The sequence below is a fragment of the Streptomyces sp. NPDC002513 genome, assembly GCF_053595355.1.
In genome coordinates, this window is sequence record NZ_JBSFXK010000025.1 from 72,461 (window position 1) to 97,146 (window position 24,686).

The 24,686-nt window shown below is 71.1% G+C and carries 18 protein-coding genes; 9 read left to right on the forward strand and 9 right to left on the reverse strand.

Features of this window, described 5'->3' with window-relative positions; all coding sequences use genetic code 11:
* Positions 1–147: 147 nt before the first annotated feature.
* The gene (locus tag ACWD5Q_RS18470) at positions 148–342 is read right to left on the reverse strand and encodes a hypothetical protein (RefSeq protein ID WP_451428064.1); all 195 of its coding nucleotides are present in this window, start codon (positions 340–342) and stop codon (positions 148–150) included.
* Positions 343–907: 565 nt separating this feature from the next.
* On the opposite strand from ACWD5Q_RS18470, the gene ACWD5Q_RS18475 reads away from it, so the two are divergent.
* Entirely contained in the window at positions 908–2,077 is a 1,170-nt protein-coding gene (locus tag ACWD5Q_RS18475; RefSeq protein ID WP_451428065.1) for an acyltransferase family protein, read from the forward strand.
* 122 nt (positions 2,078–2,199) lie between these two features.
* Here ACWD5Q_RS18475 and ACWD5Q_RS18480 read toward each other — a convergent pair whose 3' ends face one another.
* Entirely contained in the window at positions 2,200–3,381 is a 1,182-nt protein-coding gene (locus ACWD5Q_RS18480) for a PP2C family protein-serine/threonine phosphatase (RefSeq protein ID WP_451428066.1), read from the reverse strand.
* 150 nt (positions 3,382–3,531) lie between these two features.
* Here ACWD5Q_RS18480 and ACWD5Q_RS18485 point away from each other — a divergent pair, with 150 nt between their 5' ends.
* Complete coding sequence (locus ACWD5Q_RS18485; protein ID WP_451428067.1) at positions 3,532–4,761, forward strand: GNAT family N-acetyltransferase; 1,230 nt, start codon at positions 3,532–3,534, stop codon at positions 4,759–4,761.
* 73 nt (positions 4,762–4,834) lie between these two features.
* Here ACWD5Q_RS18485 and ACWD5Q_RS18490 read toward each other — a convergent pair whose 3' ends face one another.
* Together ACWD5Q_RS18490 and ACWD5Q_RS18495 are read right to left on the reverse strand one after the other, a co-directional pair.
* Positions 4,835–5,641, reverse strand: a complete 807-nt coding sequence (locus ACWD5Q_RS18490; protein WP_451428068.1) for an Fpg/Nei family DNA glycosylase — start codon at positions 5,639–5,641, stop codon at positions 4,835–4,837.
* An 83-nt stretch (positions 5,642–5,724) separates the two neighbouring features.
* The gene (locus ACWD5Q_RS18495; protein WP_451428069.1) at positions 5,725–6,210 is read right to left on the reverse strand and encodes a ribose-5-phosphate isomerase; all 486 of its coding nucleotides are present in this window, start codon (positions 6,208–6,210) and stop codon (positions 5,725–5,727) included.
* 271 nt (positions 6,211–6,481) lie between these two features.
* On the opposite strand from ACWD5Q_RS18495, the gene ACWD5Q_RS18500 reads away from it, so the two are divergent.
* The gene (locus ACWD5Q_RS18500) at positions 6,482–7,957 is read left to right on the forward strand and encodes an amino acid permease (RefSeq protein WP_451428070.1); all 1,476 of its coding nucleotides are present in this window, start codon (positions 6,482–6,484) and stop codon (positions 7,955–7,957) included.
* Positions 7,958–8,239: 282 nt separating this feature from the next.
* On the opposite strand, the gene ACWD5Q_RS18505 is transcribed toward ACWD5Q_RS18500, so the two are convergent.
* Positions 8,240–8,821 carry a biotin transporter BioY gene (locus ACWD5Q_RS18505; RefSeq protein WP_451428071.1) on the reverse strand — a complete coding sequence of 194 codons (582 nt, stop codon included), beginning with the start codon at positions 8,819–8,821 and terminating at the stop codon, positions 8,240–8,242.
* 456 nt (positions 8,822–9,277) lie between these two features.
* On the opposite strand from ACWD5Q_RS18505, the gene ACWD5Q_RS18510 reads away from it, so the two are divergent.
* The 3 genes from ACWD5Q_RS18510 to ACWD5Q_RS18520 all read left to right on the forward strand — a co-directional run bounded on the left by ACWD5Q_RS18510 (position 9,278) and on the right by ACWD5Q_RS18520 (position 11,810).
* Positions 9,278–10,654 carry an amino acid permease gene (locus tag ACWD5Q_RS18510; protein WP_451428072.1) on the forward strand — a complete coding sequence of 459 codons (1,377 nt, stop codon included), beginning with the start codon at positions 9,278–9,280 and terminating at the stop codon, positions 10,652–10,654.
* A 156-nt stretch (positions 10,655–10,810) separates the two neighbouring features.
* Positions 10,811–11,452: a superoxide dismutase gene (locus ACWD5Q_RS18515; protein ID WP_451428073.1), complete on the forward strand. Its 642-nt coding sequence runs from the start codon at positions 10,811–10,813 to the stop codon at positions 11,450–11,452.
* A gap of 133 nt (positions 11,453–11,585) precedes the next feature.
* Positions 11,586–11,810 (forward strand): hypothetical protein, encoded by a 225-nt coding sequence (locus tag ACWD5Q_RS18520; protein WP_451428074.1) that lies wholly within the window; start codon positions 11,586–11,588, stop codon positions 11,808–11,810.
* A 54-nt stretch (positions 11,811–11,864) separates the two neighbouring features.
* Here ACWD5Q_RS18520 and ACWD5Q_RS18525 read toward each other — a convergent pair whose 3' ends face one another.
* Complete coding sequence (locus ACWD5Q_RS18525) at positions 11,865–12,527, reverse strand: mycothiol-dependent nitroreductase Rv2466c family protein (RefSeq protein WP_451428075.1); 663 nt, start codon at positions 12,525–12,527, stop codon at positions 11,865–11,867.
* 167 nt (positions 12,528–12,694) lie between these two features.
* On the opposite strand from ACWD5Q_RS18525, the gene pepN reads away from it, so the two are divergent.
* Positions 12,695–15,286, forward strand: coding sequence for an aminopeptidase N (pepN, locus tag ACWD5Q_RS18530; RefSeq protein WP_451428076.1), 2,592 nt, complete (start codon positions 12,695–12,697; stop codon positions 15,284–15,286).
* 196 nt (positions 15,287–15,482) lie between these two features.
* Positions 15,483–16,547: a hypothetical protein gene (locus ACWD5Q_RS18535; protein ID WP_451428077.1), complete on the forward strand. Its 1,065-nt coding sequence runs from the start codon at positions 15,483–15,485 to the stop codon at positions 16,545–16,547.
* Between the two features lie 74 nt (positions 16,548–16,621).
* Here the strand turns inward: ACWD5Q_RS18535 and ACWD5Q_RS18540 are convergent, their stop codons facing one another.
* From ACWD5Q_RS18540 to ACWD5Q_RS18550, 3 genes are all read right to left on the reverse strand, one after another.
* Complete coding sequence (locus tag ACWD5Q_RS18540) at positions 16,622–17,845, reverse strand: glycosyltransferase (RefSeq protein ID WP_451428081.1); 1,224 nt, start codon at positions 17,843–17,845, stop codon at positions 16,622–16,624.
* Positions 17,846–18,411: 566 nt separating this feature from the next.
* Complete coding sequence (locus ACWD5Q_RS18545) at positions 18,412–20,178, reverse strand: TIGR03767 family metallophosphoesterase (RefSeq protein ID WP_451428078.1); 1,767 nt, start codon at positions 20,176–20,178, stop codon at positions 18,412–18,414.
* A gap of 248 nt (positions 20,179–20,426) precedes the next feature.
* A complete protein-coding gene (locus tag ACWD5Q_RS18550; RefSeq protein WP_451428079.1) occupies positions 20,427–20,891 on the reverse strand; it encodes an NUDIX hydrolase in 465 nt (154 codons plus the stop codon).
* Positions 20,892–21,248: 357 nt separating this feature from the next.
* Between ACWD5Q_RS18550 and ACWD5Q_RS18555 the strand changes: the two genes are divergently transcribed.
* Positions 21,249–24,572, forward strand: a complete 3,324-nt coding sequence (locus ACWD5Q_RS18555) for a S8 family serine peptidase (RefSeq protein WP_451428080.1) — start codon at positions 21,249–21,251, stop codon at positions 24,570–24,572.
* The last annotated feature ends 114 nt before the right edge of the window (positions 24,573–24,686 follow it).

Here is a 24,686-nt window from a genome sequence, read left to right on the forward strand (position 1 = left end):
CGGACCGGCCACGCGGGGGCACCGGGCAGTCCGGCCCCCGGAGCGGCCGTCGTGAGCGGCGCCGCCCCGTGCAGGATCCGGTGGACCGTGCGGTCACCCGGCGTCGCGGCGCAGGCCGTGCGACCGGGCCCCGGTCGCCGCATCCGGTCAGAAGCTGATCGAGTTGATGGTCGCCGCTATCGAGTTGAGGAACCGGCTGATGGACGGAGCCATGCCGCTCGAGGCGAGGAAGAAACCGAACAGGATCGCCACGATCGCCGGGCCGGCCTTGATCGAGCCGCCCCGGATCAACACCACCAGGATGATCGCCAACAGCAACACCACTGACAGCGAAATGGCCACACTGATCACACCCTCGGTCGGTCCGCTCTCCCGGCCCGGGGGCGCCAAGCCTCGCACCCCCGACAGAACCATCGTGCCACCAACCGGCCCGCCCTATGCAGCCCATGACGCATCGTCGGCCATCCCGTCCGCGCGTGCGGCGCGGGCGCACCACCGGGTGATCGTCGACTCGGCCTTCCCGCACAGTAATTCGAGGCATGCCCGTCAGGAATTACCTCCGATCGTTCCCAGGCCCACACATCACGTTCGCAGGTAATTCAAATCTCTTTCTCAGGCTCCTCTCGAACCCCTCTCGCAATCCCTCCACGTCGCCCGCCTCCAGACATTCCGTCAGAGTCGCCCGCGAACGATATGCCCCCTTTAGTCGGTATGAATGCGGACACAACGCCCGTACGCGGTGGGAAAATCAGCACAGGAGTCAGGTGATTACCGAGTGCTCACGGATGTGTGGAAGAACACGCCGCCGTAATGCCGGCTCCGCCGAATCCCGGGTAGCCACAGGAGATAACCGCTCTTCGCACCGATGGTTTTACGCGAGCCCGAAGACAACGCTAGGGTGCCTCAGATGTTCCACGCCGCCTCGTCCTCCTCAAGAGCAACAGGCCCCTCGTCGGCACCGCCCGCACGCGCACCCCTCCCCCCGGTACGGTCATCGGCCGACGGAGTCCCGAGTCCGCGCGCCGTCGAGCCCGCGAGGCCGCCCGCCAAGCAGCGTGACGCCTTCTTCGACAACGCCAAGTACCTGGCGATCGTGCTGGTGGCCATGGGCCACGCCTGGGAGCCGCTGAAGGGCGACAGCCGCGTCCTTCAGGCGGCGTACATGTGCGTGTACGCCTTCCACATGCCGGCGTTCATCGTCATCTCCGGCTACTTCTCCCGCAGTTTCGACATGCGCCCCGACCGGCTGAAGCGGCTGGTGACGGGTGTGCTGGTGCCGTACGTCGCCTTCGAGACGGCGTACGTCCTCTTCAAACGCACCGTCGGCGGGGATCCCGGTATGCCGATCAGCCTGCTCGACCCCTGGTACCTGACGTGGTTCCTGGCCGCGCTCTTCGTCTGGCGGATGACCACCCCGCTCTGGAAGATGGTCCGCCGTCCCGTCCCGCTGGCGATCGTGATCGCCATGCTGGCGTCCGTCTCCCCCGAGATCGGGGACGACCTCGACCTCCAGCGGGTGCTGCAGTTCCTGCCGTTCTTCGTCATCGGTCTGTCGTTGAAGCAGGAGCACTTCCGGCTGGTGCGGCGCCGCTCGGTGCGGATCCTGTCGGTGCCGGTGTTCGCCGGCGCGCTCGCCGTGGCGTGGTGGGCGGTGCCGCGGCTGAACCCGGCCTGGTTCTACCACCGCGACAGCGCGCAGGAGTTGGGCGCGCCCTGGTGGTGCGGCCCGGTGATGGTGCTCGCGCTGCTGGGCTGCTCGCTGCTCCTCACCGCCTGCTTCTTCGCCTGGGTGCCGCGCCGGACGATGTGGTTCACGACGCTGGGCGCGGGCACGCTGTGCGGCTATCTGCTGCACGGGTTCTTCGTGAAGGGCGCCGACTACCAGGGGTGGTACGACGCGGCATGGCTGCACCGGCCCCTGGGCGAGGTGTCCGTGACGCTGCTCGCGGGCGCGGTGGTGACGCTGCTGTGCACGCCCCCGGTGCGCCGGGTGTTCCGGTTCGCGATGGAGCCGGAGATGGACTGGGCGTTCAAGAGGGACGCGACGGCGCTGGCCCGCGCACGGGCGAAGGCCTGAGAGCGGGGCTCACCACCCAATACCGAGGGCGGGGCCGCCCGCCCGCCGAGGGTAACGATCGCCTCCGCGCCGGGGACCCGGGCGCGGAGGCGATCGCCGTGTTCAGCGGATCATCGCCGTGTTCAGCGGACCGCGGACTGGGCCGTCGGGCCCTCCCGGCAGATCAGCAGCAGCGCCCGGTCGTCGTTGACGTCCTTCGCCACCGCCTCGATCAGATGCCAGGCGGCGCCGCGGAAGCCGCCCGCCACATAGCGGTCCGCCTCGCCCGTGAGGCGGTCCATGCCCTCGACGATGTCGCGTTCGGCCGTCTCCACCAGGCCGTCCGTGAACAGCATCAGCACATCGCCGGAGCGCAGCGTGCCCTTCACGGAGTCGAACTGGGCGCCGTCGTACACCCCGAGGAGCGGGCCCTCCGCCGCCTTCTCCTCCCAGCGGCCGGTGCCCGCGCTGAGCTGGAGGCCCGGCGGGTGGCCGGCCGAGTACAGCTCGTAGTCGCCCGACTCCAGGTCCAGGACCAGATGGATGGAGGTCGCGAAGCCCTCGTCCCAGTCCTGGCGGAGGAGGTAGCCGTTGGCGGCGGGCAGGAAGGCATGCGGCGGGAGCGAGCCCAGCAGTCCGCCGAACGCCCCGGACAGCAGCAGGGCGCGCGAGCCGGCGTCCATGCCCTTGCCCGAGACATCGGTCAGGACGACCTCCAGGGTGCGGCCCCCGTTCGTGCGGGCCGCCACGACGAAGTCGCCCGAGAACGACTGTCCGCCCGCGGGCCTCAGCGCCATCTCCCGGTGCCAGCCCAGCGGCAGCTTCGGCAGCTTGCTCTGGACCCGGATGCGTTCGCGCAGGTCGAAGAGCATGGTCCCGCCGCGCCGCCAGGGCACGCCGACCCGGCTGCGGAACTGTGCGATCAGCAGCCCGAAGAACCCGCACGCCGCGACCACGAGGACGATGCCGGGGGTGACCCGGGACGGGCCGTCCGTGTACGGGCCGAGCTTGACCGACTCGACGATCAGCGCGGTGGCCGCCGCGGCGTACAGGCCGAGCAGGCTGGAGGGGCGCAGCAGCAGGCCGCCCGCGACGATCGGCAGGACGAGCACGGCGGGCGAGCACCACACGGGATCGACCAGGGTGGTGGTCGCGATCACGGGAACCATCAGCAGCAGACCGGCCAGCGCCACCCAGTCCGAGCCGTCCCCGCGGAAGTAGTCCACGGCGGATCTGCGCATGCCGGTGCGGGCCCGGTGCCACTGCTTCTTCAACCGGGCCGTGAACGTCTCGGCCTCTCCGCGCCGCTCTCGTCCTGCTGCCATTGCTTCGGGACCTTATCCATCGGACCAGGTGCTTGGCACGGGAGGTCCCACTTGTCCCCCCTCCGAGCGCTGAATTTCACAGGAAACCGGTCCGCGTGACCGGAGAGAAATCCGCTCGCTCGTCCCGCATTGCCCTGATAGGCATGGCCTATGACGACGGACATGCGGGTGCTGCGGCAGGACGAGTGGGACGACTGGTACGGCAATCTCATCCGGGCCTTCGCCGGGGCGGAGGAATCACCTGAAGAGCGGGCACTCTGGAAGGAACTTGCCGATTTCGACCGCTCCTTGGGTGTATGGGACGAAGGGGAGTGCGTGGGTACGGCGGGCGCGTTCCGTTTCCGTCTCACGGTCCCCGGCGGCGCCTCGGTCCCGACGGCGGGCATCACGATGGTGAGCGTCGCGGCGACGCACCGCCGGCGCGGGGTGCTGACGTCGCTGATGCGCCGGCAGCTGGACGACATCCGCGGCTGGGGCGAGCCCGTCGCGGTGCTCACCGCGTCCGAGCCGGCGATCTACGGCAGGTTCGGGTACGGCGCCGGGACCTTCCAGCTCGGCGCGGAGATCGACACGGGCCGCGTGCACCTGTCCGTTCCGCCCGGAACCGATGGCGTACGGCTGCGGTACGCGGCGCCCGCCGACGTCCTCGACGCGTGCGAGGCGGTGTACGCGCGGCTGGTGCCCGGCCGTCCCGGCATGCTGGCGCGGCAGCCCGGCTGGGAGCGGGTGGCCCTGCTCGACCCGCCGGGCGAGCGGCACGGAGCGTCGGCGCTGCAGTGCGTGGTCGCCGAGCGGGACGGCGAGATCACGGGGTACGCGCGATTCCGCACCAAGCTCGGCTGGGGGGTCGACGGCCACGACGGGACGGTGACGCTGTCGGACCTGGCCGCGCTGGATCCGGCGACGGACGCGGCGCTGTGGCGCTTCCTGTTCGGCATCGATCTGACGACGACGCTGACCGTGCGCGGTCGGCCGCTGGACGAGGCCTGGCAGCATCTGGTGTCCGACATACGGCGGTGCCGGCCGCGGCTGCGGGACGCGTTGTACGTACGTCTCGTCGATGTCGGAGCGGCGCTTCAGGCGCGGACCTACCAGGCGCCGGTGGACGTGGTGTTCGAGCTGGAGGACGCCTTCTGCCCGTGGAACGAGGGGCGTTGGCGGCTCATCGGGGACGCGAAGGGCGCGTCCTGCGCGCGTACGACGGACGAGGCCGATCTCGCGCTGTCGGTGCGGGAGTTGGGGTCGGCGTACCTGGGCGGGGTGTCGCTCACGGCCCTGGCGGCGGCCGGACGGGTGCGGGAGCTGCGGCCGGGGGCGCTGGCGGAGGCGTCCCTCGCGTTCGGCTCGACGGCGGCACCCTGGCTGCCGCACGGGTTCTGACGGGGGCCGCGCCGGTCCGTCCCGGCACCGGCACCGGCACTGATCGCGGCCGGCCCGGACGACGACCGGGCGGCTAATGCTGCTGGCAGCCCGGGCACCAGAAGAGGTTGCGGGCGGCGAGACCTGCGGTGCGGATCTCGCCGTCGCAGACATGGCAGCGCAGGTTCGCCCTGCGGTACACGTACACCTCGCCGCCGTGGTCGTCCACGCGCGGCGGGCGGCCCATGGCCTCGGGGGTGTGCTCGGGCCGGACGGTGTCGATGCGGTTGGTGCGGACGCCCTCGCGCATCAGGCCGACGAGGTCGGCCCAGATCGTGTCCCATTCGGCCGGGGAGATGTCCCTGCCCGGGCGGTACGGGTCGATGCCGTGCCGGAAGAGGACCTCGGCACGGTAGACGTTGCCCACTCCGGCGATGATCTTCTGGTCCATGAGCAGGGCGGCGATGGCCGTCCGGCTGCGGGAGACGCGGCGGTAGGCGGCCGCGGGGTCGGCGTCACCGCGGAGCGGGTCGGGGCCGAGGCGGCCGTGCAGCGCGTCCTTCTCCTCGTCCGTGATCAGCGCGCAGGCGGTGGGGCCGCGCAGGTCGACGTACGAGGCGGGGTTCGCGAGGCGGAGGCGCACCGTGTCGGTGGGCGGGGGCACGGGGGCGTCGCCGAACGTGACCTTGCCGAACAGGCCGAGGTGGATGTGCACCCAGTCGCCGCCGAGGCCGAGGAAGAGGTGCTTGCCGTGGGCGTCGGCGGTGTGCAGCGCGGCGCCGTCGAGGAGGGCTGCGGCGTCGGCGAACTTGCCCTGGGGGCTGGAGACGGTGACGGGGCCGCCGGCGAACCGTGCGGCGTAGTCCTCGGCCAGCCGGTGAATCGTGTGCCCCTCCGGCACGCTTGCCCCCCTTTCTCAGATCATCGGCACACCGGGGCCCCGGGGCGCCGCGGAGGCACCCCGGACGCCGGGCAGGCGGGCGATCAGTCCTGCGGGTGGTGGGCGGGGATCGGCGGCAGGTCGCCCGTGGTCTCGTAGTCCGAGAGCATGCCGATGCGCCGCACATGCCGCTCGTCACCCGAGAACGGCGTGCCCAGGAAGGTCTCGACGAACTTCGTCGCCTCGTCCTGCGTGTGCATCCGCGCGCCCACCGCGACGACGTTCGCGTTGTTGTGCCGGCGGCCGAGCGACGCCGTCTCCTCGCTCCAGGCGAGGGCCGCCCGGACGCCCTTCACCTTGTTCGCGGCGATCTGCTCGCCGTTGCCCGAGCCGCCGATCACGATGCCCAGGGAGTCGGGGTCCGCCGCGGTGCGCTCCGCCGCGCGGAGGCAGAACGGCGGGTAGTCGTCCTGGGCGTCGTAGATGTGGGGCCCGCAGTCGACGGGCTCGTGGCCGGCGGACGTGAGCCACTCGACGAGGTGGTTCTTCAGTTCGAAGCCGGCATGGTCGGAGCCGAGATACACGCGCATGATCCGAGTGTGTCACGCCCGCCGTTGGCCGGCCTCGCGGGGTTCCGAGCGAAATAAATGTGAGCCACGCCATTGAAGCTCAAGAAAACCTCAAGTAACAATCCGGATTCAAAGGTTTCCGAATTTCTTTGCCTCCGATTCACTGGACCGGCTTGTGCACCGCTTGTATGAGCCCCCGTACGTCAGCGTGTTCCGCCCGTACGGAGCCCGTGTTCGTACGGGCGCGCGTCCCCCCACATCCCCATACACCCGGCTCGAAGGAAATCCCTTTATGACCGCGCAGCCGACCCCCACCAAGGCCGAAAACGCCCCTGGCCGCGCCGGAGACCCCGGCGGCGGCCTTCAGGCCGGACTCAAGAACCGTCATCTGTCGATGATCGCCATCGGCGGTGTCATCGGCGCCGGCCTGTTCGTCGGTTCCAGTAGCGGAATCGCCACCGCCGGCCCCGGCATCCTGCTCTCGTACGCCCTCGTCGGCACGCTCGTGGTGCTGGTGATGCGCATGCTGGGCGAGATGTCCGCCGCGAACCCCACCTCCGGCTCCTTCTCCGCGCACGCGGACCGCGCCCTCGGCCGCTGGGCCGGTTTCTCGATCGGCTGGCTCTACTGGTTCTTCTGGGTGGTCGTGCTCGCCGTGGAGGCCACCGCGGGCGCCAAGATCCTCGAGGGCTGGATTCCCGCCGTGCCCCAGTGGGGCTGGGCGCTCATCGTGATGATCGTGCTGACCGCGACCAACCTGGTCTCCGTCGGCTCCTACGGTGAATTCGAGTTCTGGTTCGCCGGGATCAAGGTCGTGGCGATCGGCGCCTTCATCGTGATCGGTGCCCTCGCCGTCTTCGGTGTGCTGCCCGGTGTGCACAGCGACAAGGCGGGGCTGAGCAATCTGACCGCCCACGGCGGTTTCCTGCCGCACGGACCCGGGGCGATCCTGACCGGTGTGCTGCTCGTCGTCTTCTCCTTCATGGGCAGCGAGATCGCCACGCTGGCGGCCGGCGAGTCGGAGGACCCGCAGCGTGCGGTGACCAAGTCCACCAACAGCATCATCTGGCGCATCGGCGTCTTCTACCTGGGCTCGATCCTCGTGGTCGTCTCCCTGGTGCCGTGGAACGACCCGTCGATCAAGGACAAGGGCTCGTACGTCGCCGCCCTGGACTCCCTCGGGATCGCGCACGCCGGCGACATCATGAACTTCATCGTGCTGACGTCCGTGCTGTCCTGCCTGAACTCCGGGCTCTACACGGCCTCCCGCATGGCCTTCTCGCTCGGCGTGCGCGGCGACGCGCCGAAGGCCTTCGCCCGGACCACCCGCCGGGGCGTGCCGATGGCGGCGATCGTCGCCTCCGTGCTCTTCGGCTTCGTGGCGGTGTTCTTCAACTACAAGTTCCCGGACTCCGTCTTCCTCTTCCTGGTGAACTCCAGCGGCGCGGTCGCGCTGTTCGTCTGGCTGGTGATCTGCTTCTCGCAGCTGCGGATGCGGAAGATCATCCAGCGTGAGGCACCGGAGAAGCTGATCGTGAAGATGTGGCTGTACCCGTATCTGACCTGGGCCGCCGCCGCGCTGATCGTGTTCGTCCTCGGCTACATGCTGACGGACACGGAGCACGACGGACGCGAGACGGTGCTGCTGTCGCTGCTCGTGGCGGCGATCGTGCTCGTGATCGCCGTGGTGAAGGAGAAGCTGAGCGGCGGCCGGACCGCCGGCGTGACCGTGGACACGGAGCAGGCGCGGGCCGAGGTCGGCGCCTGACCGGCGCGTGAGCGTCGGGAGGGGCCCTGGGGCGAACGCCGCGGGGCCCCTCCCCGTTTCCGGGGGCCGGCCGGTCGTGGCAGCGGGGGTCGCCGCCCGCACCGGCGACGGCGGCGACCGATCGCGACCAGCGCCGTCAGTGTCTGCGGGTCGCCACCGCCCGCTCACCCGCCACGGGGGCCGGGCGCGCCCCGCGGAAAAGCCGCGGGGGCCGGGCGTGCTGCCCGGCCCCCGTGCCGCGGTCGGCGATCCGGCGGCGGGATGTCCGTCGGCGCCGCTCCGTCACTTCCTGACGAGCTTCCAGGCGGTGGGCAGCAGGCCCATCGCCAGGGCGGCCTTCAGGGCGTCGCCGATCAGGAACGGGGTGAGCCCGGCCGCGATCGCGGCGGTCGCGGACATGCCGGTGGCCAGGGCCAGATACGGGACGCCGACCGCGTAGATGACCGCCTCGCCCAGCAGCATCGCGCCGGCCGTGCGCAGCGCCGAGCGGTCGGCGCCGCGGCGGGCCAGGGCGCCCACGACGACGGAGGCGAGCAGCATGCCGAGCACGTAGCCGAAGGAGGGGGTGGTGGCGCCGGAGCCGCCGCCGGCGAACCACGGCACGCCGGCGACACCGGCCAGCGCGTACAGGGCGAGCGACAGGAAGCCGCGGCGGGCGCCGAGCGCCGTGCCCACGAGCAGCGCGGCGAAGGTCTGTCCGGTCACCGGCACCGGGGAGCCCGGCACGGGCACCGAGAGCTGTGCGGCAAGCCCGGTGAGCGCGGCACCGCCGGCCACGAGGACGACGTCACGCGCGCGGGACGCGGGCAGCAGGTCGGCGAGGACCTCGCCGGGGCGGGCAACGGTGGCGGTGACGGTGCTCATGGGAACTCACTCCGGCGGTGGGGACGGTTCGGGACACCGTGACGCTATCCCAGGGGTGGTGAGCCGATCACCGTCAGCGCTCGACAAAGGCCGGATCAGGGACTTGGTGGGCTGTGGACAAAAGCGGGGCCTACACATGCTGCGGCGTGATTCCGGTCACTGAGGTGACGGCGGTGACGCCGGGAGGGCCCGGCCGAGGACAACTGTGGGGTTTCACCAACGGAGTTGTGCTTTCCCCTCGACATCTACGACATCTGCGACGGCCTGCCGCACCGCCTGAACCGAGCGGCCGTCACCAGGGGGAAACACCTCGCACGGCACCGCGGTCGCCGTGTGACCGAGGGTTCACCTTCCGTGTGGTCGGCGTCCGGATGGTGGGCGGCTTCTCGCCGGAGCGGAGAGGCTGCCCAGACTGTGGGGGTTTTCGCCCGACTCATGCACCTGGACGAGCCGCCCATGCCCAGCACCACTGTCGAGACACCACCCGAGACCGGCGTCTCCCTGTCCCACGGCCTGAAGCAGCGCCATCTGTCGATGATCGCCCTCGGCGGTGTGATCGGCGCCGGTCTGTTCGTCGGATCCGGCGCGGGCATCGCCGCCGCCGGTCCCTCGATCGTGATCGCGTACGCCGTCTCCGGTCTGCTCGTCATGCTGGTGATGCGGATGCTCGGCGAGATGTCGGCCGCCCACCCCTCCTCGGGCTCCTTCTCCGCACACGCGGAACGGGCCATCGGCCCCTGGGCGGGCTTCACCGCGGGCTGGTCGTTCTGGGTGCTGCTGTGCACGGCCGTCGGACTGGAGGGCATCGGCGCCGCGAAGATCGTCACCGGCTGGCTGCCGGGGACGCCCGAGTGGGCCTGGGTGGCGCTGTTCATGGTGGTCTTCTGCGGCGCGAATCTGGCCGCGGTGAAGAACTTCGGCGAGTTCGAGTTCTGGTTCGCGGCGCTCAAGGTCGGCGCGATCACACTGTTCCTGGTGCTCGGCGTGCTGGCGATCGCCGGCGTGCTGCCCGGCACCGACTCCCCGGGCGCCTCGAACCTCACCCACTTCCTGCCCCACGGCAGCGAGGGCCTCGTCATCGGTCTGCTCGCGTCGGTGTTCGCGTACGGCGGTCTGGAGACCGTCACCATCGCCGCGGCGGAGTCCCCGGACCCGGTCAGGGGTGTGGCGGGCGCGGTCCGTACGGCGATGTGGCGCATCGCGGTCTTCTACATCGGTTCGATGGCGGTCATCGTCACGCTGGTGCCGTGGAACGCGAAGGAGGTCGTCGAGAAGGGCCCGTACGTGGCGACCCTCGACCACCTGGGCATTCCGGGCGCCGGCCGGCTGATGAGCGTGGTGGTGCTGGTCGCGCTGCTGTCCGCGATGAACGCCAACATCTACGGCTCCTCGCGCATCGCGTACTCGCTGGTGGAGCGCGGCCAGGGCCCGAAGGCGCTGGGCAGGGTCTCCGGCGGCGTGCCCCGGGTCGCCGTACTGACCTCGTCGGTGTTCGGCTTCGTCTGCGTCGTGCTCAGCTACTGGCGGCCGAACGACGTCTTCCCCTGGCTGCTGAACATGATCGGTGCGGTGATCCTGGTCGTCTGGGTCTTCATCGCGGTCTCGCAGCTGCGTCTGCGCCGCCGGCTGGAGCGGGAGAGGCCCGAGCGGCTGGTCGTGCGGATGTGGGCGTTCCCGGTGCTGACCTGGGTCGCGCTGGCGGGCATGGCGGCGATCTTCGTCCTGATGGCCCGGCAGCCGGACACGCGGGTGCAGCTCTACTCGACGGGCGGCATGACGCTGATCCTGGCCGCCGTGGGCTACGGCCGGCAGCGGGCGCGCGCCCGGGACTGACGCCTTCCTCGCCACCCCTCACGCCCTCATACCGAAGCAGGCCCCCACGTCGACACGTGGGGGCCTTCTTGTCGCCCGTCCGGCCCCGCTCCGCTGCTTTTGTTGCTAGCGTGCACTTGCAAGCTCTTTGCAATAAGAGGTTCGGAGAGGACCCGCATGCCCGTCTACACGCTGCCCGACCTGCCGTACGACTACTCCGCGCTCGCCCCCGTGATCAGCCCCGAGATCATCGAACTGCACCACGACAAGCACCACGCGGCGTATGTGAAGGGCGCCAACGACACGCTGGAGCAGCTCGCCGAGGCACGGGACAAGGAAGCGTGGGGCTCGGTCAACGGCCTGGAGAAGAACCTGGCCTTCCATCTCTCCGGCCACGTCCTGCACTCGATCTACTGGCACAACATGAGCGGTGACGGCGGCGGCGAGCCGCTGGAACGGGACGGCGTGGGTGACCTCGCGGACGCCATCACCGAGTCGTTCGGCTCGTATGCGCAGTTCAAGGCGCAGCTGTCCAAGGCCGCCGCGACCACACAGGGCTCGGGCTGGGGCGTCCTCGCCCATGAGCCGCTCAGCGGCCGGCTGATCGTCGAGCAGGTCTACGACCACCAGGGCAACGTCGGCCAGGCGGCCACCCCGATCCTCGTCTTCGACGCCTGGGAGCACGCCTTCTACCTGCAGTACAGGAATCAGAAGGTGGACTTCATCGAGGCCATGTGGCAGGTCGTGAACTGGCAGGACGTGGCCCGGCGCTACGCGGCTGCCAGGTCCCGGGCCGATGTGCTACTGCTCGCTCCCTGAGGGCGGTGTGAAGCGTCCTGCCCGTGATCGTCTTCTCACCGTGTCACCGGCAGGCGGATGAAGGGAGGACCCCCGCGAGGACATGACTCGCGGGGGTCTTCCGGTAGCCGAGACTCCGGGGCATGGTGGCCGGATGGCGATGTACTGCTTCACCTGCGACACCGATCAGCCCCATCGCGCGCTCAACCATGCCGAGCGGACGTGGCTCGAGGAGCGGCTGGGGCGCGCGTCCGTGCGCGAGTTCCGGATGTGCGAGGCCGTCCTGGACGCCGAGACCGGCAAACAGTGCCGCAACCTTCGCACCGGCATGAACAAGAAGCCCTTCGCCCGGCCCATCCGGGTGCCCGTGCCGGAGTGAACACGGTGGTGCGGGCCGCCGGGCCGTACGCCCCAACGGCCCGCACCGGGCGTCCTACAGGTTGCTGAAGTCGGGCCCCTGCGTCCGCGTGCGCTTGATCTCGTAGAAACCCGGGACCGAGGCGACCGCCAGGGTGCCGTCCCACAGCCTCGCGGCGTCCTCACCCTTGGGGGCCGGGGTGACCACCGGGCCGAAGAAGGCGATCTGCTCGCCGTCGGCGCCCGGGACCGCGATCACCGGGGTGCCCACCTCCTGGCCGACCTTGTCGATGCCTTCCTTGTGCGAGGCGCGCAGCTCGGCGTCGAACTCGAAGTCCTTCTGCTCGGCGTAGTCGATCAGGTCCGCGGGCAGGCCGACCTCGTCGAGCGCCGCGGCGATCGCCTCCAGGGTCGGGCCCTCGCCCTGGTTGTGGATACGGGTGCCGAGAGCGGTGTACAGCGGGCCGAGGACGTCGTCGCCGTGCTTCTGCCAGGCCGCGGTCACCACACGCACCGGCTGCCACGCCTCGGTGGCCAGCATCTCCCGGTACTCCTCGGGCAACTGGTCCAGCTTGTCCTCGTTGAGCACGGCCAGGCTCATGATGTGCCAGCGGACCTCGATGTCCCGGACCTTCTCCACTTCCAGGACCCAGCGCGAGGTCATCCAGGCCCAGGGGCACAGCGGGTCGAACCAGAAGTCGACGGGGGTCTTGCCGGAAGCGGTCACGGTCTCGGACATGACTCTCCTAGGAACGCGGTCGTTTACCGGGCAACATCCGAGGTCGCCCCGCTCATTCCCGGAACCCCTCACGAGGTGCGCCCCCGTACCCGGTGTCAGAGGCGCATGGCAGGATCGGTCCTTGTCCGCCGATCCAGCCGATCCAGCCGATCCAGGGAGTGCCCCCCGTGCCCGGTGAGAACCTGTCCCGCGACGAGGCCCGGGAGCGGGCCGCCCTGCTGTCCGTCGACGGGTACGACGTATCGCTCGACCTGCGCTCCGCCGTGGGCGAGGCCCCCGGCACCGCGGACGGCGAGCCCCGCACCTTCCGTTCGGTCACCACGATCCGCTTCCGCTGCGCCGAGCCGGGCGCCGCGAGCTTCGCGGACCTGATCGCCCCGAGCGTCACCGCCGTCTCGCTCAACGGCAAGGACCTCGACCCCGGCGAGGTCTTCGACGGCACCCGCATCCTCCTGGAGGACCTGGCCGCCGAGAACGAGCTGGTGGTGGACGCCCAGTGCGCCTACTCCCGCACCGGTGAGGGCATGCACCGCTTCGCCGACCCGGAGGACGGCGAGGTCTACCTGTACACGCAGTACGAGCCCGCCGACTCGCGCCGCGTCTTCGCGAACTTCGAGCAGCCCGACCTCAAGGCCCCCTTCCGCTTCGAGGTCCGCGCCCCCGAGGGCTGGACGGTGTGGAGCAACGGCGCCGGCGAGCGCCACGACGGGGTGTGGCGGTTCGCGGAGACGAAGCCGATCTCCACGTACATCACCTGTGTCGTGGCAGGCCCGTACCACTACGTCACGGACACCTACACCCGCACCCTCGACGACGGCACGACGCTGGAGATCCCCCTCGGCGCGCTGTGCCGCAAGGGCCTGGCCCGGCACTTCGACGCCGACGACGTCTTCCTGGTCACCAAGCAGGGCCTGGACTTCTTCCACGACCACTTCGACTACCCGTACCCCTTCGGGAAGTACGACCAGGCGTTCGTGCCCGAGTACAACCTCGGCGCGATGGAGAACCCGGGCCTGGTCACCTTCCGCGAGGAGTACATCTTCCGCGGCAAGGTCACCCAGGCGTCGTACGAGCGCCGGGCCAATGTGATCCTGCACGAGATGGCCCACATGTGGTTCGGCGACCTGGTGACCATGGTCTGGTGGGACGACCTGTGGCTGAAGGAGTCCTTCGCGGACTTCATGGGCTCCTTCTCGCTGGTGGAGGCGACCCGCTTCACCGACGGCTGGATCACCTTCGCCAACAACCGCAAGGCATGGGCGTACCGCGCCGACCAGCTCCCGTCCACGCATCCGGTCACCGCGGACATCCGCGACCTGGAGGACGCCAAGCTCAACTTCGACGGCATCACCTACGCCAAGGGCGCCTCCGTGCTGAAGCAGCTCGTGGCGTACGCGGGGCGGGAGGCGTTCCTGGAGGGCGCGCGCCGCTACTTCAAGCGCAACGCCTACGGCAACACGCGCCTCGGCGACCTGCTGTCGGTCCTGGAGGAGACGAGCGGCCGGGACATGACGGCCTGGTCGCGCTCCTGGCTCCAGACGGCGGGCGTCAACTCGCTGACCCCGCAGGTGCTGCTGGACGCGGACGGCACGATCACCGAGCTGTCCGTGCTCCAGGAGGCGACGGAATCACATCCTGAACTGCGGCCGCACCGGGTCGCGGTGGGCCTGTACCGCAGCGAGGGGGACGCGCTGGTGCGCTACGCGCGCGCCGAGGTGGACGTCCACGGTCCGCGGACGGTGATCGGCGAACTGGCGGGCGCCGACGCCCCGGAGCTGGTCCTCGTCAACGACGACGACCTCACGTACTGCAAGATCCGCTTCGACGACGTCTCGCTCGCGACCCTGAAGGACCGGCTCGGCTCCCTCACCGACCCCCTGGCGCGGGCGCTGTGCTGGTCGGCGCTGTGGAACCTGACCCGGGACGCGCTGCTGCCGGCCCGGGACTTCATCGACCTGGTGCTCCGGTTCGCCGGCCGGGAGTCCGACATCGGCGTGCTCCAGATGCTGCACACCTGGGCGCACTCGGCGCTGACGTACTACGCGGCGCCCGAGTGGCGGGAGAGGGGCGACCGGCTGCTGGCCCAGGGCGCGCTGCACGAGCTGCGGCACGCGGAGCCGGGCGGTCAGCACCAGCTGACCTGGGCGCGGTTCTTCGCGGCGGTGGCCGGCGACGAGGCCGATCTGCAGCTGCTGCGGGCCCTGCTGGAGGGCACGGCACAGATCGACGGCCTGGACGTGGACCAGGAGCTGCGCTGGGCGTTCCTGGAGCCGCTGGCCGCGCACGGGGCGGCGGACGAGTCGCTGCTCGCGGCGGAGCTGGCCCGCGACGACACGGCCTCCGGGAAGCGGTACCAGGTGCGGTGCCTCGCCGCGCGGCCCTCGGCGGCAGTCAAGGCCCAGGCGTGGGCGCAGCTCGTCGCGTCGGACACGCTGTCGAACGCGCTCGTGGAGGCGACCATCGCGGGCTTCGTCCAGCCGTCGCAGCGGGAGCTGCTCGCGCCGTACACGGAGCGGTACTTCGCGGTGATCGACCGCGTGTGGGCCGAGCGGTCCATCCAGATCGGGATGGACGTGGTCAGGGGCCTGTTCCCCGCGCTCCAGGACTCGCCGGAGACGCTCGCCGCGACGGACGCGTGGCTCTCGGCGCACCAGGACGCGCCGCCGGCGCTGCGCAGGCTGGTCCTGGAGGCGCGTGACGACCTGGCGCGCACCCTGCGCGGGCAGGCGTGCGATGCGGCGGCGGCCCGCCAGGGCTAGGTCCCGGACACCGGAAGCTCCGGGGAACGACAGTGACGAAATACGAGTATCGGAACCCGTGACCCGTCGTTCCCCCGAGCCGGACCAGCCTCTTTCGGCAGTCGAACACCCGTACTTTAGCTGTATATTGTCCTGATTTGCCGACAGGCAGGTAACAGGGGTTAGCGGACGGATCGGGCGCGGGAACTCCCGAGTCATGAACCACGACACCCCGCTCTCCCCCCGCCCCCTCCGTCATCTGTCGGAGGTCCAGCGCCGGGTGCTGACCGCCGCTCAGCTACGCGCCCACGGCGTGACGGACGCCGAGACCACCGAGCACGCCCGGCCCCAGGGCCCCTGGCAGCAGTTCCTGCCGGGCGTGTACCTCCTGCACCAGGGACCGCCGACCGTCGAGGAGCAACTGCACGCGGTGCTGCTCTACGCGAGCCGCTCGCCGCTCAGCACCCCGGCCGCCGGCGTCCCGTCACAGCCGGGCCCGGGCGGCCCGCACGCCCCGTCGCGCTATCCCGACGCGATGATCACGGGCCCGGCCGCGCTGACCCTGCAGGGCTTCTCCTGCACGCCCACGCTGCCGGCCCTGAAGCAGATCGACGTCCTCGTCCCGCGGTCGCGGCGGCTGCGCAGCACCGGCTGCGCGCGGGTGATCCGCACCTCGCCGCTGCCCGCCCCGCGGGTGGTGGCCGGCCTGTCCGTGGCGCCGGTCCCACGCGCGGTGGCCGACGCGGTGGCCCAGCTTCCGGACGCGGGCGCGGTGCGCCGGCTGCTGACCGAGGCGGTGCGCGGCGGCCACTGCGAACCGGCCGCGGTGGTACGGGAGCTGAACCAGGCGCGGCTGCTGAGCCGCCCGCACGTGGTGGACGCGATGGACTCGCTGCTGGCGGAGGGCCGGGGGATCGCGGAGGACCGCCTGTACCGGATGGTGCGCGCGTACGGCCTCCCGGACCCCGTGTGGAACGTGGAGCTCCGGCTCCCGGGCGGTCCCCTTCTCGGCGGCCTGGACGCGTACTGGCCCGAGCGGGCCGTGGCGGTGGAGCTGGACACCCGCGCCCCGCGACAGGGCGACCGGTCGGACGACGACGCGCTGTGGTCCAAGTACGCCCGCAAGCGCGAGCTCCTGGAACGGCTCGGGATCACGGTCGTCCACATCACGCCGGAGAAACTGCGGGACGCGCCGGAGCAGCAGGCGACGGTGGTCCGTACGGCCCTGATGGCGTCGGCGGACCGCGAGCCCACCGCGTACGTCATGGTGCTGCCCCGGTAGACCACGGTGATCAGGAGTCAGGAGGGGAGAGGAGGGGCTGCCCGCGGGCGGCCCCTCCTCGTGCGCCGGTTCCTTCAGAGCAGCTCGGGCAGGGGCGGCTCCGGGAGGGGCGGCTCCGGGAGGGGCGGCCGGAACGGCTCCGTGTGGACCTGGTCGATCAGCGCGGCATACGAGGCGATCATGCGCGTACGGCTGAAGCGCTCGCGGCTGCGGTCGAGGACCGGAGCGAGATCGGCGCGGGCGGCGACGGCCTTGCCCCAGGCCGTCGCGATCGCGTCGGGATCCGGCGGGGTGACGAAACCGTGCCCGGCGACGATCGCCGCGCTGTCGCCGACGTCGGTGGCGACCGGGACGGCTCCGCACATCATGCCCTCGATCAGGCACAGCGGAGCCGCCTCGCCCCAGGCCGAGGTCAGCGCCACCACGTCGGCGGCCGCGTAGACCCTCTCCATGTCGCGCCGGACACCCAGCAGGTGCAGCCGGTCCGCGAGCGCCGGATCGCCCCCGAACGCGGCGTCGATGTCGGCGTGCAGCCCGGGCTGTCCGACCGACATTCCCGCGCCGCACATCAGCACGTGCCCGTCGGGTTCCTGCCGCAGCCAGGCCCGGGCGGCGCGCAGGAACAGCGGGACGTTCTTCATGGCGTCGTAGCGGGCCGCGAAGACGACGACCGGCGCGGAGTCCGGGATGCCGAGCGTCTCGCGCAGCCGGAGCCGCCGGGCGGGGTCGGGCCGAAAGCGCAGCAGATCGACCCCGTTGGGGATGACGTGCAGCACCTCCGGCGGAATCCCGGCGGCCGCGTAGGCGGCCCGGGTCGACTCGGCGCAGCAGACGCAGGCCACGACCGTGCCGTCGGCGATGGCGGCCTTCAGCTCGTCGAGTGCCCCGCCCTGGTTCTCCGGGTCCGAGCGGTGCAGGGAGACGATCACCGGGCGGCGCGGCAGGCCCGCCTGGTTGAGCAGGCCGAGCGGCTGCTCCTTGAGCGACAGGATGACGTCGGCGCCCGCCATCGCTCTGGCCGTCGCCGCCAGCTCCGGCCCGGTGAACAGCGCCGGGTCGGTACCGAGGGCCCCGGGCAGCCCGGAGACGCGGCCCAGGGAGGTGACCGCCACCCCGGCCGCGGTCAGCGCCCGGTAGCAGGCGTCGTCCTCCATCGCCTGCCGGGTGGCCTCGCGGAGCACCTCTCCGTGGACGCTCAGCACACGGTGGCGCTGACCGCCCTCCTGGAGCCCCAGGACGACATCACTGTGAAGGATCCGGGCGCCCCCGGAGAAGAAGCCGTCGTAGACCGACAGCACGCGCAGTTGGTGCCTCATGAGCACGCGACCACCCGCCTTGCACACATCTCGAACCATCCCCGTGAACTGCGGGTTGTGCGATATGAGGCGGCACGGACATTTCATCTGGATGAACGGCGTATCTCATGTCCGGGTCAGATGGGTTTACGCCGTAATTCGGTGATCCCCGGCCGCGCGGGCCGTGATCACGAACGCGCACCGGCCCCGGAATCCGGAGGTCCGGACGCGGTCCCGGTGTGACGACGCCCCGATGACCGTGCCGATCACCAGGGCGATCACGACGGGGGACGGACGGCGCTGCTCCCTGCGGGAGGCCGTGCCCGCCGACGAGCTGGGCGCCCCGTGGGACACGGGCACAGGCCAGGGCACGGGAGCGGACACGGGCACAGGGCACAGGCACGGGCCGGGCCGCGGCCAGGGCCCTCCAGGACCGCGTGGCCACGCCCGGCATCACCCGCGTCACGGCGGCGGTCCCGGTGAGCCGGCCCCGGGACCGCCGCTTCCGCGTCCGGCGAGACCCCGCCCTGCCCGGCGGGCCGAGCCCCGGACGCGCGGGCCGGTCGTGGTCAGGCCTTCTTCAGGACCAGCTCCGTGTTGCGGTCGGACGGGCTGCCCGCGAGCGTCTTGTCGGCACCGGGGGCGTTGAAGGACAGCTCGCGGTAGAGGGCGGCCAGGCCCGTCTGGGTCAGGTCGGCGACATCGGTACGGTGCGGGGCCGCGGACTCGATGAGCGTGGTGAAGACCGAGAGCGTGCCGTCCTTGTTGTCCACCAGCTCGATGACGTTGGCGAGCTGGGGGTGGTCGACGTGCGAGGCGGTGGAGATCTCCCAGAAGGAGCGGCCGCCGGCGGCGGCGTGCGGGGTGATGCGGTTCTTGTGGATGTGCCCGTTCACCCAGGCCAGTACGTTGGGGTGGCCGCCGAGCAGCGCGATGACCTCGTTGCCGCCCAGCCGCCGCTCGCCGGGGCGGGCCGGGTCGGGACGGGTGTTGGACATCGTCGTGCTGGTGTGGTGGCTGAAGACGACGGCGCAGGAGTCCTTGTTGTCGCGCAGCGTCTTGTCCAGCCACGCCAACTGGGCCGTGCCGATGGAGCCGTTGTAGTGGCCGCCCGGGTCGGTGGTGTCGAGGCTGACGCCGATGACGTCGTCGGCGATGCGGAAGGAGTAGTACTGGGTGCCGGCGGCCAGGTTCGCCGAGGAGTAGCCGTGGCCGACGGGACCCCGGCCCGTGTACGCCGGGTCGAGGTGGGCCTTGAGATAGTCCGCGGGAGTGTAGGGGGCGCGCCTCTCGTCGGGGGTGACCGAGCGCAGGTTGCGGGCGTGGGTCTTGAGCAGGTCGCGGAACTGGACGCCCTTGGGGTCCTTGGCGTACTTGATCGAGTCCTGGAGCTTCTTCGCCTCGGCCGCGGACAGGCTCATCAGCTTCTTGCCGCCGATCGCGAACTCGGCGAGGTACGGGTCGCCGTGCGCGTAGCAGCCGAGCGGGAGGGCGTCGTGGTTGCCGACCGTGGAGTACCAGGGGAGGTTGAGGCCAGGGCTGCGCACCTCGCGGATCGCGGCGGCCAGGAAGCCGTGGATGTGCGGGAAGCCGAGCTGCTTGTCGGCGTCGCGGACGGTGGAGTCGGGCTGCCAGTAGAGCGTGAGACCGCTGTTCTGGACGCCCTCGTAGTGGCGAGGGTCGCCGGAGTTGGGGGTGATGCGCCCACCGCTCATGATCTTCATGAACCATTCCAGCTCGGACGTGGCGTTGTTGTCCGTGTTGTCGCCGGTGGTCATGACGAAGTGGAGGGGGGAGCCGGTGACGGGGGCGCCCCGCAGAGAGTTGACCCGCTCGACGAGCGAGATCGCGCCGGGCACGGTCAGCGCCTCGTGGGGCCGCCAGGCGTGCCGGTCGGTGGAGCGCAGGAACTCCAGCCGCAGCGGATGCTGACTGTCCATCAGATGCAGGTCGGTGAACTGCACGAAGGCGGCGAGGGCGGTGCGGCGCCCGGCGCGACCGGACGTGGGCGTGGCCAGCTCGGTGCGCACGACGCGCTTCCAGCCGGGGCCGTCGCCGAGCCGGCGGTATCCGGAGCTGCCCCGCGCAGCGGCGACCGTGGCGAGGGTGGTGCCCTTGGTGTAGGGGGCGAGGGGGGTGGCGGCCGGTGCCTGCCGGGACACGGCGACGGCCGTCTCTCCCTGCGCGGCGTGGCCGGCGGCGCGGTCGGCGGCCCGGCTCTCCTCGGGCCGCAGCGCGAACCCGGCGCCCGCGGTGAGGGACATGGCCCCGGCGGCGGCGAGCAGAGCGCGACGATTCATGGCAGCCGCCGTGGCGACAGAGCGTATGCGCGACATGGCGCGATCTCCCCGAGTACGAACGCGTCAGCAGTGGTCGCGGGACGATCGCTGAAGCGAACACCCCGCTCGCTCTGGATCGTTGGCACCGGGGGTGGCCTGCGCGTGAACGCGACAGCAACACGCAGCGCCGATCACCGTACGTGGATCTTGGACTACCTTGCGCGTTCACGACCGCTCGTCGAACGGCCGGGGGCCGGTCACTCCGCGTTCATGTTCCGGGGTATCGAGGCGGGTTCCGGGGGGTGTCAGGGCCGCCCGTCGGCGAGCGGTGACCGGCCGGCCGCGGGGCGCTCGCGCCACAGCGTGAGCCCGATGTCGACGAGCCGGACCCGCTTCAGCTCCGGCACGGCGGCCAGATCGTGCCAGGCCGCGAGGTCGGTGGAGCCGCCGACCTCGTTGCGCAGCGTGCCGCCCGTGACCCGCGCCTCGTAGACGAGCCGCAGGCCGTGGTGGTCGACGGCCCGGCCGAAGCGGTCGTGGAAGCTGTGGCGGACGGAGTTCACGCCGAGCAGTCCGGTGAGTTCGACGAGATAGCCGGTCTCCTCCTCCACCTCCCGCAGGACGGTGTCGTAGGGGTCCTCGCCGTGTTCCGTGCCACCCCCGGGCAGGGTCCATTCGGGGGTGCCGTCACGGTCCCTCCCCCGGGCGAGCAGAAGCTTGCCGTCGCGAACGCAGATGGCGTAGGCCGCCACTCTCGACTTCTTGAGCACACCGGGACGTTACCGGCCCGGGCCGGGATCGGCAGGCGAACGGGCCGACGGGGCAAAGGGAGCGCAGGGGCGTTTCGTCGCCGCGCGCACGCGTGAGGGCCGAGCGCGGCCCCTGCGCGCGCAGGAGGCGCGGCCGGCTCGCGGGAATGCCCGGCCTGCTCCACTAAGTCCCCGATGACGTATGGCGGGATCACGCCATGACTCCATCCCGTCTTGGTCAACTCTCCCCAAACTTATTCCCCTTGGGTAAAGCTGAGCGGTCACCCGGACCCGACATCCGGACGACCGCGGTCAGAACCGGTCCATCTCCGGTTCACGGCCGTGTCACCCACGTTCCTTTACCTCCAAGGGATGCCGATGACCCCCGATCCTCACCGCGCCCCGACACCGGGCTCCAGACGTGTGGCCCGCACAGCCGTCGCCGCGGGTCTCGTGGCCGCGCTCTGCGCCGCCGGGCCGATACCCCTGGCCTTCGCCGCGCACCACACCCCCACGGGGACCGACCCCGCCGTCAAGTCCGCGAGCGCCAAGCTCGGTCCGGACGACGCGGACCTCCTCGCCGAGGCCAAGACGGACGGCACCAAGAACGTCACCATGATGATCGCGACGGCGCCCGGGCAGACCGAGGAGGTCGCCAAGGAGCTGGACGCGGTGGACGGCGGCACCGTCGGCCGCACCTACGACAAGCTCGGCTACGTCCGGGCCACCGTCCCGACCGCCAAGGCCGACTCGGCCATCGCCGCCGCCGAGAAGCTGTCCTCGGTGCACGCCATCGACCTGCGGCAGGAGATCCCGCTCGACGACCCGACGCCGAGCGCGGACACGGCCAAGGGCACCGGCACCGCGTCCGCGACGACCACGCGCCCGGGACCGGACAGGAACACCCCCGCCGACAACCCGTACAACCCGTCCTTCGAGACGGGCGCCGTCGACTTCGTCAAGGAGCACCCCAAGGCGGACGGCCGCGGCATCACCATCGGCATCCTCGACTCCGGCGTCGACCTCGGCCACCCGGCGCTGCAGAAGACGACCACCGGCGAGCGGAAGATCGTCGACTGGGTGACGGCCACCGACCCGGTCACCGACGGTGACGGCACCTGGCGGCGGATGACCACCTCGGTCTCCGGCCCCACGTTCTCGATCACCACGACCGGCCAGGGGACCGAGGTGTTCAAGGCGCCGGAGGGCGCCTACAAGTTCAACTACATGTACGAGTCCGCCACCACCGGTGGCGACATGAAGGGTGACCTGAACCGCGACGGCGACACCACGGACGCCTGGGGTGTGCTGTACGACCCGGCCTCCGGCACCGTGCGCGTCGACCTGAACCACGACCTCGACTTCACGGACGACGCGCCGATGAAGCCGTACAAGGACGGTTACCAGGTCGGCTACTTCGGGACCGACAACCCTGCGACCGAGGTCGTCGAGCGCATCCCGTTCGTCGTCGAGATCCGCAAGGACGTCGTCTACAACTCCTCCGGTGCCACGGCCGACTACGTCAACATCGGCGTCATCGAGTCCGAGCACGGCACCCACGTCGCCGGGATCACCGCCGCGAACGGCCTGTTCGGCGGCAGGATGAACGGCGCCGCCCCGGGCGCGAAGATCGTCTCCTCGCGCGCCTGCACCTGGACCGGCGGCTGCACCAACGTCGCGCTCACCGAAGGCATGATCGACCTCGTCGTCCACCGCGGCGTCGACATCGTCAACATGTCCATCGGCGGCCTCCCGGCGCTCAACGACGGCAACAACGCGCGCGCCGAGCTGTACAGGCGCCTCATCGACACCTACGGCGTCCAGCTGGTGATCTCCGCGGGCAACTCCGGCCCCGGCGCCAACACCATCGGCGACCCCGGCCTCGCGGACAAGGTGATCTCGGTCGGCGCGGGCATCTCCCGGGAGACGTGGGCCGCGAACTACGGCTCGGTCGTGGAGAAGAAGTACGCGATGATGCCCTTCTCCTCGCGCGGCCCGCGTGAGGACGGCGGCTTCACGCCGACCCTCGTCGCGCCCGGCGCCGCGATCAACACCACCCAGACCTGGCTGCCGGGCTCCCCGGTCGCCGAGGCGGGCTACTCCCTGCCGGCGGGCTACTCGATGCTCCAGGGCACCTCGATGGCGTCCCCGCAGGCCGCGGGCGCCTCGGCGCTGTTGCTGTCGGCCGCCGAGCAGAAGGGCATCGACCTGACGCCTGCCAGGCTGCGCACGGCACTGACGTCGACCGCCCACCACATCAAGGGTGCGCAGGCGTACGAGGAGGGCGCGGGCCTGATCGACATCGTCGACGCCTGGGACGCGATCCGCGACGACGCGGCCGCCCACGCCGCGGAGCCCATGACCTACGTGGTCAAGGCCCCCGTCGACACGGCGATCGACTACGCGCTGAAGACCCCGGGCTTCGGCACGGGCCTGTACGACCGCGAGGGCGGGCTGAAGGCCGGTCAGAAGAAGACGTACGACATCACCGTCACGCGGACGTCCGGCCCCGACAAGGCGGTCCGCCACGAGCTGCGCCTGGCGAACAACTACGGCGACACCTTCCGGATCGTCGGCTCCGACGAGGTGAAGCTGCCCCTGAACCAGCCGGTGACCGTGAAGGTCCAGGCCGCGCCGGGCTCCGCGGGCCTCAAGAGCGCGATCCTGGAGGTCGACGACCCGAGCACCGTGGGCCTCGACCAGCAGATCCTGACCACGGTCGTGGTCTCCACGCCGGTCGCGTACACCTACTCGGCGTCGGGTTCGGTGCAGCGCAACAGCAGCCGGTCGTACTTCCTGACCGTGCCCGAGGGCGCGAAGTCGCTGGAGGTCGCGATGAGCGGGCTGAAGGACAAGAGCCAGACCCGGTTCATCTCGATCCACCCGTACGGCGTTCCGGTCGACAACACCTCGACGCCCTACTGCTACAACAACTACCTGAACGGCAACGGCTGCAAGCCCGACGTGCGCTCCTACGCGGACCCGCAGGCCGGCGTCTGGGAGATCGAGGTCGAGGCGCGCCGTACGTCGCCGATGCTCGACAACCCCTACAAGCTGGACGTCAGCGTCCTCGGCGCGGCCTTCGACCCGGAGACCGTGACCGTGCCCGAGGCCACGGCCGGCACCCCGGCCGCCGCCTCCTGGAAGGTGACGAACGCCTACGCGGCGCTGGACGGCACACTGGTCGGCGGACCGCTCGGCTCCTCGAAGACGGCCCGTCCGTCCATCAAGGGCGGCGAGACCCAGACCAGCACGGTCGAGGTGCCCGCGGGTGCCACCTCGCTGGACGTCGCCATCGGCAAGGTGTCCGACACGGCCGCCGACCTGGACCTCACGGTGTACGACGCGAGCGGCAAGCAGGTCGCGCAGTCCGCGGACGGCGACTCCGAGGAGTCGGTGCACATCGTCTCGCCGGCCGCCGGCACCTACACCGTCAAGGTCGCGGGCTATTCGGTCCCGTCCGGCTCGACGGCCTACGACTACCGGGACGTGTTCTTCTCCCCCGCCCTCGGGCAGGTCACGGTCGACGACCCGGCGCCGGTGAAGCTCGGCACGGGTGACTCCGCGACGGTCTCCGGCAAGGTCACCGCGGCCGCGGCGGCCCCCGCGGGCCGGGAGTTCTTCGGCCAGGTCCAGCTCGTCAACGCGCGCGGCACGGTCGCGGGCGTGGGCAGCGTGAAGATCGAGAAGGTCACGCCGTAGCGGACGCCGCGGCACCGCAGCACCCAGGCGGCGGTGTTCGCGTACGAGGCGAGACTGGTGACACCGGGATGACCCCGCCGGGGCCGCGGCCGGTGAGACACGGACACCTCTGGT

Bases quoted from the DNA above. Each gene is read 5' to 3' on its own strand.
- ACWD5Q_RS18475 (WP_451428065.1), top strand. From the start codon at position 908: ATGTTCCACGCCGCCTCGTCCTCCTCAAGAGCAACAGGCCCCTCGTCG.
- ACWD5Q_RS18480 (WP_451428066.1), bottom strand. From the start codon at position 3,381: ATGGCAGCAGGACGAGAGCGGCGCGGAGAGGCCGAGACGTTCACGGCC.
- ACWD5Q_RS18485 (WP_451428067.1), top strand. From the start codon at position 3,532: ATGACGACGGACATGCGGGTGCTGCGGCAGGACGAGTGGGACGACTGG.
- ACWD5Q_RS18495 (WP_451428069.1), bottom strand. From the start codon at position 6,210: ATGCGCGTGTATCTCGGCTCCGACCATGCCGGCTTCGAACTGAAGAAC.
- ACWD5Q_RS18500 (WP_451428070.1), top strand. From the start codon at position 6,482: ATGACCGCGCAGCCGACCCCCACCAAGGCCGAAAACGCCCCTGGCCGC.
- ACWD5Q_RS18505 (WP_451428071.1), bottom strand. From the start codon at position 8,821: ATGAGCACCGTCACCGCCACCGTTGCCCGCCCCGGCGAGGTCCTCGCC.
- ACWD5Q_RS18510 (WP_451428072.1), top strand. From the start codon at position 9,278: ATGCCCAGCACCACTGTCGAGACACCACCCGAGACCGGCGTCTCCCTG.
- ACWD5Q_RS18515 (WP_451428073.1), top strand. From the start codon at position 10,811: ATGCCCGTCTACACGCTGCCCGACCTGCCGTACGACTACTCCGCGCTC.
- ACWD5Q_RS18520 (WP_451428074.1), top strand. From the start codon at position 11,586: ATGGCGATGTACTGCTTCACCTGCGACACCGATCAGCCCCATCGCGCG.
- ACWD5Q_RS18525 (WP_451428075.1), bottom strand. From the start codon at position 12,527: ATGTCCGAGACCGTGACCGCTTCCGGCAAGACCCCCGTCGACTTCTGG.
- ACWD5Q_RS18535 (WP_451428077.1), top strand. From the start codon at position 15,483: ATGAACCACGACACCCCGCTCTCCCCCCGCCCCCTCCGTCATCTGTCG.
- ACWD5Q_RS18545 (WP_451428078.1), bottom strand. From the start codon at position 20,178: ATGTCGCGCATACGCTCTGTCGCCACGGCGGCTGCCATGAATCGTCGC.
- ACWD5Q_RS18555 (WP_451428080.1), top strand. From the start codon at position 21,249: ATGACCCCCGATCCTCACCGCGCCCCGACACCGGGCTCCAGACGTGTG.